We start from the raw sequence: 13,323 nt of genomic DNA, 5'->3' as shown, positions 1-13,323 counted from the left end.
CGATCAGGGCAGCTTGAAGGTATTGACCGCGCGGGCCAGCTGATCGGCCTGCTGGCGCATGCCGCTGGAGGCGGCGGCCGTTTCTTCGACCAGGGCGGCGTTTTGCTGCGTCATCTGGTCGAGTTCGTGGATGGCCTTGCCGACCTGGTCGATGCCCTGGGCCTGCTCGCGCGCGCCGCTGGAGATGCCTTGCAGCAGGCTGCCGACCTTGCTGGTGCTCTCGACGATGGCGCGCATGGTGGTGCCGGCCTCGCTGACGATGCGGTTGCCCACCTCGACCCGTTCACCGCTGGCCACGATCAGTTGTTTGATCTCGCGCGCGGCCTCGGCGCTGCGCTGGGCCAGGGCCCGCACCTCGCTGGCCACCACAGCAAAGCCGCGGCCTTGCTCACCGGCCCGGGCGGCTTCGACCGCCGCATTGAGGGCCAGGATATTGGTCTGGAAAGCGATGCTGTCGATCACGCCGATGATTTCGCCGATGCGGCGGCTGGAGTCCTGGATCTCGGACATGGTGGTGACCACCTGCTCGATCACCTGCCCGCCTTGGTCGGCCAGCTTGACGTTCTGCGCGGCGACGCCGGCGGCTTGTGCGGCGCCGTCGGTGGTGTTGCTGACGGTGGAGCTGATCTCCTCCATGGCCGAGGCGGTTTCCTCCAGATTGGCGGCGGCCTGCTCGGTGCGCTGCGACAGGTCCATGCTGCCAGTGGCCACCTCATCGGCCGAGAGCTTGATCACATCGGCCGCTTCGCGCACCTCGCGGACCGTGGCCCGCAGTGATTGCTGCATCTCTGCCAGCGCGCCCATCAGCATGGCGGTTTCGTCGCTGCCCTTGGGGGTGAGGGTGTCGGTCAGATCGCCGCCGGCCATGGCGCGCATGCGCAGAATCAGGGTGCGGATGCCCGAGTTCATGACGCGGTAGAAGCAGTAGAAGAAGTAGAGCCCGGCCAGCAGCAGGGCCAGGGCACTGCTGGCACCGTAGACGATGGCATGGAACAAGCGTTGCTGGCGTGCTTCCAGCAACTGGTCCAATTGTTTGGCAATGGTCTTCTGCATGGCACTCAGTTCAACCAGAACCGCGGTGGCTTCCTGGACGATGTCGCCGGGCTTGCGATCGCTGACCTCGTCCTGCTGCAGCATGGCCTCGTAGCGCGTGACGAAGGCCTGCGCTCCGGCCATCTTTTCTTCCAGCTTGAGCTTGGCCAGGGCGGGGTTGAACTCCATGGCGTGGGCGAGGCCCTCGCTCAGATTGGCGAGCTCCGCCTTGTCGACGGCCAGGCTGGCGGCGGCCGTGGCCAGGCGCTGCGACTTCGGGTCCTGTACATACGAAGCCAGGGCGCCGCGGGTCAGCCCCAGGTTTTCCATCAGCTGGGGCAGGTGGATGGTGGCCGCCATCATCATGTAGTAGCTGTCGCCTTCGGGGTCCAGGGCCAGGCCGCTGGCGTCCACCACATGCTTGACCAGGTCGCCCAGATGGCCGCTGATCTCGACATAGGGCTTGCGCACCTCGGCGGCGCTCAAGCCCTGGCTGCTCTGGCGCGTGACGCTGTCCACGACGGCCATCAAGGGCTTCCAATGCTCATCGCCCTTGTCGGCGAAGCCGTCCAGCCGCGGTTTGGTTTCCTTGTGCAGCAGCTCGATGGCCTGCTTGAATTTGTCTTGCAGGGCCGGCAGATCGCTGCGTTCCACCCCATTGGCGCGGTCGACCAAGCCACGGCGCAGCAGCTGGGTCGCCTCCATGGCCGGCAGAATGGCCTGGATCGCAGCCAGGCCCGTGCGCTCGGCCGCGGTGCTCTCCCTGGCGGACTGCCGGTCAGAGATCAGCGCGGCCAGGGTCAGCAACAAGGGCAGTACCAGCAGCAGCAAGATCACCGCGGCCTTGGCCGGGAACATCATCTTGCGGAACCAATTCACGCCGGGGCGGGCCCAGGCTGGGGTGCTGGGGACCGAGTCAGTTTGCGATGAAGTTTGTGGGCGCATGAGCGTGGCTGGATGAAGTGTGGTGGTAGCGAAGCTTGCGGGCGCACAGGAGCGGCAGAGCGCGAAGGCGCTGGCGTCAAATGGTATTGCAAAGGATTGCAAATAGGGGCTATCGGCCGGCCGCGCACCAAACTTGAGCGTCGGACCGAGAACTATGGGCGCCCAGGCTTTCAGGCGCTTGTGCTCGATCGGCCCCCTGTTGTCTGCGCGCGACGCGCCCGCCGGCGACCCTGCCGCTACAGCCAGGCCAGGCCCAGCAACTGGCCGACCCTAGGCTGGAGCGGGCGTTCGCCGAAATCGAAGGCCGTCAGGAAAGGGCTGCGCACCCTCAGCCCTGCCCCTCGGCTCGGCGCAGGCGCGTCACCAGGCTCTGCGCCAGCCAGGCCATGGGCAAGTAGGCCAGCAGCAGGTCCAAGGTGTTGAACCAGACTGGTGCAGGCAGCAGCAGGACATTGGCGATGCCGCCCAGCAGGAAGACTGACCCCACCACAAAAGCAGGCACTCGCGAGGCATTGGGTGCCAGCCAGGCGGCCAACAGGGCGCCGGCGCCCGTACCCAGTGCGTGGGCCAAGAATGGCATCAGGAAGTGCCGTGGCTCGAACAGGTGCAGCGAGGCCTGCAGCCCTTCCATGGTCTTGACATCGGCGCCCTCGGGCGGCGGGATCAGCGAGCCACCCGCCATGATCAGCCCCATATTGACGGCGCTGCCCAGGGCAAAGCCGAGCAGGGTGGGCAAGAGAAGGCGAAAGAACTTGTTCATGGGCGGGCTCCGACGTTCCGAGGTGCGCGGCCATGCAGCATGCGGTCAGCCGCAGCGCCCGGCAATTCGGGCTCGTACGGGGGCGAGGCGTCGCGCTGCCTGGCCTGTCCCCTATTGCGCCCTTCGATTGACCAAGGCCACCCCCGCCGCCAGGGCCAGCAAGGCCAGGCCCAGGCGTGGGCTGATGGTTTCGCCCAGCAGCCAGGCGCCGGCCAGAAGGCCGAACAGGGGCGTGGCCAGGGTGAAGCTGGCCAGGCGGGTGGCCGGGTAGTGGCGGATCATCCAGAACCACAGCAGGTAGCTGGCAAAGCTGACGATCACCGCCTGGAAGAAGAACAGGCCGCTCAGGCGCAGCGTCCATTCGGCTGGCAGCGGCTCGCCGACCCAGAGTGCGGCCAGGCTCAGGCCCAGGCCGGAGATGCCCAGCTGGTAGAGCAGGGTCTTCTCGGCGCTGGCGCTGGACAGGCGGCTGCCTCGTATGGCCAGGGTGGTGCCGCCCCAGAGCAGAGCCGCCAGCACGCCCAGGCTGTCGCCCAGCCATTGCAAAGGGCGGCTGGCTTCTTCTTGATGGAAACCTTCCGAGAAGGCCCAGGCCACCGCCGCGAAGGCCATCACCAGGCCGGCGATCTGGCGCGGCGCCAGGCGCTCGCTGGCCGAGATGAAGGGCATGCCCAGGGCCACGACAAAGGGACTCAGGTAGATGAACACCACCATGCGCGAGGCGCTGGTGTACTGCAGGCCGATGAAGATGCAGGCGAACTCCAGCCCGAACAAGGCGCCGGCCAGCAATCCGCCACGCAAGCTGCCATCGCGCTGGAACAGCGCAATGCCGCGCCACTTCGCCCACAGCGCCACCAGCACCGTCGCCACCAAGGAGCGCAGCCCGGCCTGCCAGAGCGGCCCCATCTCACTCATCGCCGCCTTCACCGCCACCTGGTTCAGACCCCACATGACGCAGCAGATCAGCAGCAGGACGATGGCGCGGGAGTCGAGGTGGGTGTGGCGGGGCATGGGTGGGGGTGAACGGGTGAACAGGTGAACAGGTGAACAGGTGAACAGGTGAACAGGCGAACAGGCGAACAGGTGAATGGTGAATGGTGAATGGTGAATGGTGAATGGTGAATGGTGGAGGGCGACGCATTGCTTCACCCGTTCACTTGTTCACCTGTTCACTTAGTGCTCACCCGAGTCCACCACGTGGCCATCATTGCGCAGGCTCCACCAGCCACCGCCCCACTGAAATGCGAAAACGGTGCCACAGCGATGTCCCAGCCCGGCACCTGGCGCAGGGCCGGGCCGGTCCAGGCTTGTTCGAGCCAGAGCTTGGTGATCAGGCCGGCGGCGATGGCCAGGCCGATGTGGCGCTCGCGGCCGGGGCGCTGCAGCAAAGCGATGACGGCCACGGCGACGCCGGCATGCAGCACGCCAGAGAGGCCGCCAAAGTGCAGCAGCTCTTCTTGCTGCAGCAGCAGCCCCCATTGCGTCATTGGCCATGCGGCGAACCAGGCCAGGGCCCAGGGCGTGCCGAGGCGGGCGCTCAGGCCCAGGGCGCCGAGCACGGCGCAGCCGGCCAGATTGGCGCCCAGGTGCAACAGGCTCCAGTGCACGAAGGCGGCGCTCCAGGCGCGCCAGGGTTCGCTCGCGGCCAGGCCGGGCTGCCAGTCCAGCGTGGCGCTGGGCAGGACGCCGGCCATCAGGGCGCCGGCCGCCAGCAGGGCGCACAGGCCCAGCCAGGCGCGGGCCTGTGCGAACGCCGAATTCAAGCGGCCTCGAACACGGCGCGCCAGAGCGCCAGCATGGCTTCGCGCTGGGCGCGCAAGCCCAGCTCGTCCAGGTGAGCCTCGTCAAAGGTGGTGGCTTGCTCGTCCAGACGGGCGCGGTGCTGGGCGCGGCGCAGCTCGCGGTAGGCGTCCGCAGCGGCGCGGCCCACACCGGCCGGCAGCAGGCCGGCGGCCTCGGCCCTTTGCAGCAGGGCGATGACACCGAGGTTGGGGATCAGCTCGGGGTGGGCACCCGAATGGGCCAGCACCAGGTACTGCAGCGCAAACTCCGCATCCATCATGCCGCCGGCGCTGTGCTTGAGATCGAACCAACCGGCGCGCACCGGCTTGGCCGCGCGCACCTTCTCGCGCATGGCCTTCACTTCCTCGCGCAGGGCGGCATGGTCGCGCGGCGCGGTCAGCACATGGCTGCGCACCGCCTCGAAGCGGGCCGCCAGACTGGCATCGCCGGCGCAGAAGCGGGCGCGGGTGATGGCCTGGTGTTCCCAGGTCCAGGCGGTGTTGCTGCCGCGGCCGGTCTGGTACTTCTCGAACGAGGCTAGCGAGGTGACCAACATGCCCGAGTTGCCATTGGGCCGCAGGGCGGTGTCGATGTCGAAGAGCTCGCCGGCGGCGGTGCGCACCGTCAGCCAGGTGATGAGCTTGCGCACAAAAGCGCCGTAGACCTCGGGCACCAGGTCTTTGTCGGCTTCGTCCTCGTCGTCGAAGAGGAAGACCACGTCCAGGTCGCCGCCATAGCCCAGCTCTTTGCCACCCAGCTTGCCGTAGGCGATGACGGCGAAGCGCGGCTGCGGCCGGTGGGCCTGCTTGAGGCGGGCCCAGGTCCAGTCAATCGTGCATTGCAGCACCGCGTCGGCCAGGGCCGAGAGCTCGTCGGCGGCCTGCTCGACCGTGATCTGGCCTTCGATGTCACGCACCAGGGTGCGGAAGACTTCGGCATGGTGGGCGCGGCGCAAGGTGTCCAGCAGGGCTTCCTCGTGGGCTTCACCGCTGCGCTCCCAGGCCTCGTGGCGGGCCTGCAGATCGCTGAGGAAGCTGGGGCCGTCGAAGCGCTCGCTGAGCAGGCGGTTGTCGGCCAGCTCGTCGATCACGCCCGGGTGCTGCATCAGATAGCGCATGGGCCAGCGCGCCAGGCCCAGCAGGCGCAGCAGCCGGGTCTGCACCGAGGGGCGCTCGACCAGCAAGGCCAGATAGCTCTCGCGCCGCAGCAGCGGCTCCATCCAGTCGACAAAGCGCAGGGCGGCGTCGAGGCTGCAGCCTTCGTCACGCACCGCCATGGCGGCGCGTCCGACCAGCTTGGCCAGGCGCAGGCGCGAGTCCTCGCGCAGGTTCTGCACCCGCGCCTGGCTGGCCCAACGGCGCACGGCCACGGCCAGTTCGGGCTGCAGCTTGGCCAGGAACTCCTCGGCATCGACCGGCAGGGCCGGGCCATTGCAGCTGCGGCAGCCTTTGGGGCCGCCAGCCGGGCCGGGGGCCTGGCTGTCGTGCAGCAGGGCGTCGAACTCATTGGCGACGGTTTCGCGAACCTCGCAGAGTCGTTCCAGCAGCTCACAACCCTCGGGTCGGCACACCATGCCCAGACTGTTGGCGATCCAGAGCAGGTCCGCGTCGGCTGAGGGCAGGCAGTGGGTCTGCTGGTCGTCCAGGAACTGGATGCGGTGTTCGACGCGGCGCAGGAACTCGTAGCACTCGCTGAGCTTGGCGGCCGTGTCCGGCTTCATCAAGCCCAGGCTGGCCAGCCGGCTCAGGGCCTTGACGGTGGAGCGGGTGCGGATCTCGGGGAAATGCCCGCCGCGCACCACCTGCAATAGCTGGACGATGAACTCGATCTCGCGGATGCCGCCGCGCGAGAGCTTCACATCATTGGCCCGCTCGGGCCGGCCGACGGCGCGGCGCTGGGCCTCGTCGCGGATCTTGCGGTGCAGTTGCCGCAGGCCCTCGAACACGCCGTAATCCAGGTAGCGGCGGTAAACAAAAGGCGTCACGAGCGAACGCAGCGCCAGCGCGCGGCCGTTCTGCACCGATTCCAGCGGCGCCACGACGCGGCTCTTGAGCCAGGCGAAGCGCTCCCACTCGCGGCCTTGCACCAGGAAATACTCTTCCAGCATGGCCATGCTGACGGCGGCCGGGCCCGAGTTGCCATTGGGGCGCAGGGCCAGGTCGACGCGGAAGACCTGGCCGTCGTCCGTCACCTCGCCGATCAAGGCGTAGAGCTTCTTGGCCACGCCGGCAAAGTACTCGTGGGCCGAGACCGGGCGCGGGCCGTCGGTCTGGCCTTCGTCCTCGTAGACGTAAATCAGGTCAATGTCCGACGAGACATTGAGCTCGCGGGCGCCCAGCTTGCCCATGCCCAGCACCCAAAAGTCGATCACTTCACCGGCCTCGTTGCGCGGGGCGCCGGCCACCAGGTCTTGTTCTGCGCGCGCTGCCGTGAGGGCCAGGCAGAGGCTGACCTCGGCCAGGTGCGTCATGGCCTCGGTGATCTCGTGCATGGCCGCGCCAGCTTCGATGTCGAGCACGGCCAAACGTTCCAGCACCAGATGGCGCGCCACTCGCAGGGCGCCGGCCAGGCTGCGGCCCTGGGCTTGCAGGGCGCTGACCAGGGACTGCATGCCCTCGCGCGTGGGCAGGCCGACCGGCAGCAGGGGCAGTTCCCGCTCATAGCGTCGCCGCACGCGCTGGACAAAGCGGCTGTGCTCGGCAAGAGCGCCAGGGCTGGCCGGAGCAGCGGCAGTGGCCATGCGGTCGGATTGAGGCTCGGTCATGGGTGGATGGAACAGATGGCTGTGCTAGATTCGGCGGGGCTTGGCAGGGCTGCTTTGCGGGCGAGAAGGGCTGAAGTATGCAGAAACTTCAATGCCCGAGAAAAGTCCGAGAAAAGCCCTGGTACGGCAAGCGTCAAAACTTGCCCGTTTGCCGGCCTTGCCAGCCCCGCCGCGCCTGCCTTGTGCCGTCGTTTGTTTTGTCTTTTCCAAGCCTTGCGCCGGTGAGCCGGACCCGATAACCGTTCATGCCCGAGCTCAGCCGAGTCCGTCCTACTGGCCACTTCGGGTGGCGTCGCCCGGCGCGCTGGCTGCTGCGGGCCGCGCGTTGGTCGGCGGGCCTGCTCTTGCTGGCCTGGGGTCTGGTGCTGCTGGCCTGGCTCGCCCTGCATTGGCTGGTGCTGCCGCATATTGACGACTGGCGCCCGCAGCTGGAGCAGCGGGCCTCGGCTGCCCTGGGCGTGCCGCTGCGCATCGGCAGCATCACCGTCACTTCGGGTGGCTGGGTGCCGGCCCTGGAGATGCGCGATGTGCGCTTGCTCGACCCGCAAGGCCGCGAAGCCCTGCGCCTGCCCAAGGTGGCCGCGGCCTTGTCGGCGCGTTCGGTGCTGGCCCTGCAACTGCGTTTCGAGCAATTGCTGATCGACACGCCGCAGCTGGAGATACGTCGCGACCGCCAGGGCCGCATCTTTGTCGCCGGCCTCAGCATGGACGCCGCCCCCCAGGTGCAGACCGCCGATATGGCCGAGGCCTGGGCGGATTGGCTGCTCAGCCAGCACGAGCTTGTCATCCTTAAGGGCCGCATCCGCTGGGTGGACGAGCGCCGAGCCGCGCCGCCGCTGGAGCTGGCCGACCTGAACCTGGTGCTGCGCAATGGCTTGCGCGAGCACAACTTCCGTCTCGACGCGACACCGCCCGCCGACTGGGGCCAGCGTTTCAGCCTGCAGGGCCAGTTCCGCCAGCAACTGCTCAAGCGCCCGTCCGAGCTGCGCAGCTGGAGCGGCCAGCTCTATGCCGACTTGCCGCGCGCCGACCTGCACCAGCTGCGCCGCCATGTCGACCTGCCTTTCGAGCTCAGCGAGGGTGACGGCGCCCTGCGCGCCTGGCTCGACTACAAAAAGGGCGAGTCCCAGGGCGTGACCGTGGACCTGGCCCTGCGCTCGGTCAAGCTGCGCCTGGAACCCAAGGCCGAGCTGCTCGATCTGACCCGCATCGAAGGCCGTCTGCAACTGCTCAATGAAGCGCAGCTGCTCTCACTGCAGGCGCGCCAGCTCGGTTTTGTCAGCGGCGACGGCACGGTCTGGCCGCGCTCAGATTGGGGCTTGCGCCTGCGTCTGGCCAAGCCGCAGCTGGCCGCAGCCAGCAGCACCGCGGCCGCCAGTGCCGCGCTGGCAGCGCCCGTGGGTGGCGAGTTGCAGGTGCAGCGCCTGGACATGGCTTTGCTGGCCCAGCTGCTGCAGCGCTTGCCGGTCGGTGAGGCGGCGCGGGCCCGCCTGGCCGATCTGGCACCGCAGGGCGTGCTCAGTGAGCTGTCGGCGCGCTGGGACGGCCCGCTGGAAGCGCCTCGCAGCTACCAGATCAAGGCGCAGCTGGACGGCCTGCGCATGGCCGCCCGGCCCGCGCCGGACAGCCCCGCAGCCGCAGCCTCGCAGCCCGGACTGGCCTTGCCCACTGCCCCTTCTGTGGTTCACCCGGGCCGGCCTGGTTTCGATGGGCTGAGCCTGAAGCTGGAGGCCCATGAGCGCGGCGGACGGGCGACGCTCAGCCTGGCTGAAGGCGGGCGCCTGGACTTCCCCGGCATCTTCCAAGCCCCGCTGCCCCCCTTCAAGCAGCTGAGCGCGCAGCTCAGCTGGCTGATCGACCCGGCGGCCAAGCCGGGCCGCCGCTTCGAGCTGCAGGTCAAGGACCTGGCCTTGGCCAACGCCGACCTGCGCGGCGAGTTCTCCGCCACCTGGCGCGCCGGCAGCGAGGTGCACTCCCCGGGCTGGCTGGACCTGAGCGGCAAGATCGATCGTGTGGACGCGCGCCGTGTGGTCGCCTACCTGCCCCTGGCCGTCGGCGATCATGCCTTGCACTATGTGCGTGACGCCATCCGCGGCGGCGAGGCCCGGGCCATCAACTTCAAAGTACGAGGCCCCCTGCATGAGTTCCCGTTCGAGAACGAGCGCAGCGGCCAGTTCCGCATCAGCACGCAGGCGCGCGACATCGACCTCGCCTATGTGCCCCCGGCCGAACCGGGCCAGGCGCTGAGCTGGCCGGCGCTTGAGCATGTCAGCGCCGAGCTGGTGTTCGAGCGCGGCGGTATGGCCATCCGCCGCGGGCAGGCCCGTGTGCTGGGCTACGAGCTCAGCGGCATCAGCGGTGGCATCAAGGATCTGCTGCACAAACAGGTGCTCGAGATCGAGGGCAGCGGCAGCGGCCCGGCACAGGAGCTGCTGCGTTATGTGCGCAGCTCGCCGGTCCATGGCTGGACCGGTGGCATGCTGGCGCAGACCACGGCCACGGGCCCGGCCGCGCTCAAGCTGAATCTGAGCCTGCCGCTGCACGACCTGTCCCATAGCAGGGTGCGCGGTGCCGTGCAGCTCGGAGGCAATGAGCTGCGCATCCGGCCGTCCATTCCGCTGCTGGGCAATGCCCGCGGGCGGGTCGAATTCGACCAGGTCGGTGTCAAGGTGATCGGCGCCCAGGCCCGCGTGGCTGGCGGTGATGCGGCCATTGAGGGCGGCACCCAGAGTGACGGCAGCTTGCGCTTCAGTGCGCAAGGGGTAGCCACGGCCGAAGCGCTGCGCCGCCTTCCCGAGTTCAATGCGCTGGCGCCGGTTTTGCAGGCAGCCAGCGGCCAGGCGGCCTATCGCCTGCAGCTGGGCATCAGCCATGGTCAGCCCGAGTTCAATCTGAGCAGCAATCTGCAAGGCTTGGCGCTCAATTTGCCGGCACCGCTGCGCAAGGACGCCGACAGCATGCTGGCCCTGCGCGTGCAGACCGTGCTGGCGCCCCTGGCCGGCGCGGCCACCCAATCCGCTCGCGATGAACTTCGGCTGGAGCTGGGCAATACCGTCTTGGCCCATTACCAGCGAGACCTGACCGTGGAGCCGGCCCGCGTGCTGCGCGGCGCCCTGGCCGTGCAGGACAACCTGCCGCCCTTGCCGGCCAGCGGTGTGCAGCTGAGCGCCAATTTCGACAGCCTCAACCTCGACGCCTGGCGCCAGGCCCTGGGCCGCCCGAATGGCGCCGCCACTGCGGCACCCGGCGATGTCGGGGCGCTGGACTCGCCCTACCTGCCCAATCAGATCGCCATGCGTGCGACCGCACTGCAGCTGTCCGGGCGCACCCTGAATCGCTTGCTGCTGGGGGCCAGCCGCGTGCCTGGTGTCGATGCCCGGCATTGGCGCTTCAATCTTGATGCCGAGCAGATGAGCGGCCAGGTCGAGCTGCGCGGTGGTGCCAGCGGCCTGGTCCATGCACGCCTGAGCCGGCTTTCCCTGCCACGCCAGGAGGCCGATTCGGTCAGCCAGCTCTTGGCCGGCAAGAGCGCCGGGGCGGAGGACGGCCCGGCCGACACCAGCGTGCCCGATCTCGACATCGTGGTGGACGAGTTCGAGCTGCGCGGCAAGCAGCTGGGTCGGCTTGAGGTGCAGGCGCGTGCCAGCGGGCCACAGCGAGACTGGCATCTCAACAAGCTGCAGCTCAAGTCTGCCGATGCCGTGCTCAATGGCAGCGGTCGCTGGGTCAACAACGAAGCCGGGCGACCGCAGCGCCGCACCGAGCTGGACTGGAAGCTGGAGCTGCTGGATGCCGGCAGCCTGCTCGAACGCATGGGCCAGGGTCGGGTCTTGCGTGGCGGCCGCGGTGAGCTGACCGGCCAGATCGGCTGGGCGGGTTCGCCTCTGTCGCCCGATTACGCCAGCATGAGTGGCCAGCTCCATGTGGCCTTGCAGTCGGGCCAGTTCCTGACGGTGGAGCCGGGGGTCGGCCGCCTGCTTGGCGTGCTCAGCTTGCAGTCTTTGCCGCGGCGCTTCCTGTTCGACTTCCGTGATGTCTTTGCCGAGGGTTTCACCTTCGATGGCATCCAGGGCGATGTCAAGATCGAGCAGGGTGTGGCCAGCAGCAGCAATTTGCGCACCCAGGGCGTGCAGGCTTCAGTGCTGCTTGAAGGGCGGGCCGACCTTGCCGCAGAAACCCAGAACCTGCGCGTGCTGGTGGTGCCCGACCTGAACGCCGGCGGCGCCTCCTTGGCCTATGCAGCGATCAACCCGGCCATCGGCCTGGGCACCTTCCTCGCTCAGCTTCTGCTGAGCCGGCCCTTGGCCGCAGCCAGCACACGCGAGTTCCACATCACCGGCACCTGGGTGGAGCCCAAGGTGGAGAAGGTCGAGCACAAGCCCGATGAAGCCGCCGTCCCGGCCAGCGGCGGGGCCCGCCAGCCGTGAGCTTCAGCGATCGGCACAAAGCAGCCGAATACAAAAGGCAACCACAGAGGCGCAGAGGCACAGAGAAATACAAAGCTGAATTGGTTTTAGCTCTGTGCCTCCGTGCCTCTGTGGTTGCATTTGAATCTCAGCAATGTGCCGACAGCAGCCTGCCGCCGAATACACGTAGAACGAAGATGAAGCCATGAAGATTGCTGCGATTCAGATGGTGTCGGGCCCCGATGTGGGCGCCAACCTGGCCCGGGCCCGCCACTGGCTGGCCGAGGCGGCGGCACAGGGCGCGCAGCTGGCAGCCCTGCCCGAGTACTTTTGCCTGATGGGCCGGCAGGACGGCGACAAGCTGGCCTTGGCCGAGAGTGACGGCGATGTGCAGGCACCGATCCAGCGGGCGCTCAGCGAGGCCGCGGCCGAACTGGGCCTGTGGCTGGTTGGCGGCACCTTGCCGCTGCGCACGGCCGACCCGGCCCGGGTGCGCAACGCCTGCTGTGTCTACGCGCCCGATGGCCGACGCGCCGCGCGTTACGACAAGATTCATTTGTTTCGCTACGACAACGGCCGCGAGGCCTATGACGAGGGTCGGGTGCTGGAGGCCGGCAGCGAGCCGGTGACCGTGCAAGCGGGCGATTTGCATATGGGGTTGAGCGTCTGCTACGACCTGCGCTTCCCGGAGCTCTATCGCGCCATGAGCTTTCAGCCTGGGCGGGCGCCTTGTGATCTGTTTTGCGTGCCGGCGGCCTTCACCTACACCACCGGCCAGGCCCATTGGGAGCTGCTGCTGCGCGCTCGTGCGGTCGAAAACCAGGCCTATATCGTGGCACCGGCCCAGGGTGGCCGGCATGAGAATGGCCGTAGGACCTGGGGCCACTCGATGATCGTCGACCCCTGGGGTGAGGTGCTGGGCTGCCTGCCGGAAGGCGAGGGTCTGGTGCTGGCCGATGTCGACACGAGCCGCTTGGCGGACGTGCGCGCGCAGCTGCCGGCGCTGCAGCACCGCCGGCTCTGACCTTTTGTCGTCTCCATCGCCATGCTTTCGATTCCGTCTCTGCATTTGACGCGACGTTGCCTGCTGGCCTGTGGCCTGGCTGCCCTGCTGGCGGCCTGCGGCACACCGGCCGATGCGCCGGCCATGCGCCTGGGCCAGGCGGAGAGTCTGCAGCTGCGCAGCTGGGTGCCGAACGGCCTGCGCGCGCAGATGCAGCTGATGCCGGTGTCCGGCGGCCAGCCGACCGGACGCTTCTGGGGCGCCAAGATCAGCAACAGTTCCTTGCAGGAAGCGCTGGAGGAATCGTTGCGCGACACCGGTCTGTATGCGCCGCGCCCAGCCGAGGCGCGCTATGAGCTGCGCGTCAACCTGGTGCAACTCGATCAACCGATGGTGGCCGTGCTCGATGCCAAGGTGGCGGTGACGCTGAGCTACACCGTGGTCGAATCGCGCGGCGGCCGCACGGTCTATGAGCGCAAGCTGCGCACCCTGCACACCACCGAATTCGGCTCCGCCATGCTGGACCCCAATGAGCGCATGCGCATGGCCAGCGAGGCCGCGATCCGCAGCAATTTGAATACCTTGCTGCGCGAGTTGCTGGAACTCAAATGGCCTGAGTAGTCGTCAGGCC

At 68.2% G+C, this 13,323-nt stretch carries 8 protein-coding genes; 3 read left to right on the top strand and 5 right to left on the bottom strand.

Annotated features, from left to right (window positions below; all coding sequences use genetic code 11):
• Positions 1-3: 3 nt before the first annotated feature.
• From LNV23_RS01745 to glnE, 5 genes are all read right to left on the bottom strand, one after another.
• Positions 4-1,977: a methyl-accepting chemotaxis protein gene (locus tag LNV23_RS01745; RefSeq protein WP_263561365.1), complete on the bottom strand. Its 1,974-nt coding sequence runs from the start codon at positions 1,975-1,977 to the stop codon at positions 4-6.
• Positions 1,978-2,305: 328 nt separating this feature from the next.
• On the bottom strand, positions 2,306-2,737 hold the full coding sequence (locus tag LNV23_RS01740; protein ID WP_263561364.1) for a hypothetical protein: 432 nt from the start codon (positions 2,735-2,737) through the stop codon (positions 2,306-2,308).
• A 111-nt stretch (positions 2,738-2,848) separates the two neighbouring features.
• On the bottom strand, positions 2,849-3,748 hold the full coding sequence (locus LNV23_RS01735) for a DMT family transporter (RefSeq protein ID WP_263561363.1): 900 nt from the start codon (positions 3,746-3,748) through the stop codon (positions 2,849-2,851).
• Positions 3,749-3,906: 158 nt separating this feature from the next.
• Positions 3,907-4,500: a rhombosortase gene (rrtA, locus tag LNV23_RS01730; protein WP_263561362.1), complete on the bottom strand. Its 594-nt coding sequence runs from the start codon at positions 4,498-4,500 to the stop codon at positions 3,907-3,909.
• Complete coding sequence (gene glnE, locus LNV23_RS01725; protein ID WP_263561361.1) at positions 4,497-7,283, bottom strand: bifunctional [glutamate--ammonia ligase]-adenylyl-L-tyrosine phosphorylase/[glutamate--ammonia-ligase] adenylyltransferase; 2,787 nt, start codon at positions 7,281-7,283, stop codon at positions 4,497-4,499. Before glnE ends, rrtA begins: the two co-directional genes overlap by 4 nt.
• 245 nt (positions 7,284-7,528) lie before the next feature.
• On the opposite strand from glnE, the gene LNV23_RS01720 reads away from it, so the two are divergent.
• From LNV23_RS01720 to LNV23_RS01710, 3 genes are all read left to right on the top strand, one after another.
• Complete coding sequence (locus LNV23_RS01720) at positions 7,529-11,710, top strand: YhdP family protein (protein WP_263561360.1); 4,182 nt, start codon at positions 7,529-7,531, stop codon at positions 11,708-11,710.
• A gap of 184 nt (positions 11,711-11,894) precedes the next feature.
• Positions 11,895-12,713 carry a carbon-nitrogen hydrolase family protein gene (locus tag LNV23_RS01715; protein WP_263561359.1) on the top strand — a complete coding sequence of 273 codons (819 nt, stop codon included), beginning with the start codon at positions 11,895-11,897 and terminating at the stop codon, positions 12,711-12,713.
• 21 nt (positions 12,714-12,734) lie between these two features.
• Positions 12,735-13,313 (top strand): hypothetical protein, encoded by a 579-nt coding sequence (locus LNV23_RS01710; RefSeq protein WP_263561358.1) that lies wholly within the window; start codon positions 12,735-12,737, stop codon positions 13,311-13,313.
• Positions 13,314-13,323 lie beyond the last annotated feature (10 nt).

It is taken from the genome of Kinneretia sp. DJ1R-11, from assembly GCF_025717595.1.
Lineage (GTDB): Bacteria > Pseudomonadota > Gammaproteobacteria > Burkholderiales > Burkholderiaceae_C > Paucibacter_A.
Note: the sequence above shows the minus strand (reverse complement) of the source record. Positions and strands in the feature narration are given on the sequence as shown.

What these genes read in the sequence shown, in the direction of transcription:
- LNV23_RS01745 (WP_263561365.1), bottom strand. Translation starts at nt 1,977, where the DNA reads ATGCGCCCACAAACTTCATCGCAAACTGACTCGGTCCCCAGCACCCCA.
- LNV23_RS01740 (WP_263561364.1), bottom strand. Translation starts at nt 2,737, where the DNA reads ATGAACAAGTTCTTTCGCCTTCTCTTGCCCACCCTGCTCGGCTTTGCC.
- LNV23_RS01735 (WP_263561363.1), bottom strand. Translation starts at nt 3,748, where the DNA reads ATGCCCCGCCACACCCACCTCGACTCCCGCGCCATCGTCCTGCTGCTG.
- glnE (WP_263561361.1), bottom strand. Translation starts at nt 7,283, where the DNA reads ATGACCGAGCCTCAATCCGACCGCATGGCCACTGCCGCTGCTCCGGCC.
- LNV23_RS01720 (WP_263561360.1), top strand. Translation starts at nt 7,529, where the DNA reads ATGCCCGAGCTCAGCCGAGTCCGTCCTACTGGCCACTTCGGGTGGCGT.
- LNV23_RS01715 (WP_263561359.1), top strand. Translation starts at nt 11,895, where the DNA reads ATGAAGATTGCTGCGATTCAGATGGTGTCGGGCCCCGATGTGGGCGCC.
- LNV23_RS01710 (WP_263561358.1), top strand. Translation starts at nt 12,735, where the DNA reads ATGCTTTCGATTCCGTCTCTGCATTTGACGCGACGTTGCCTGCTGGCC.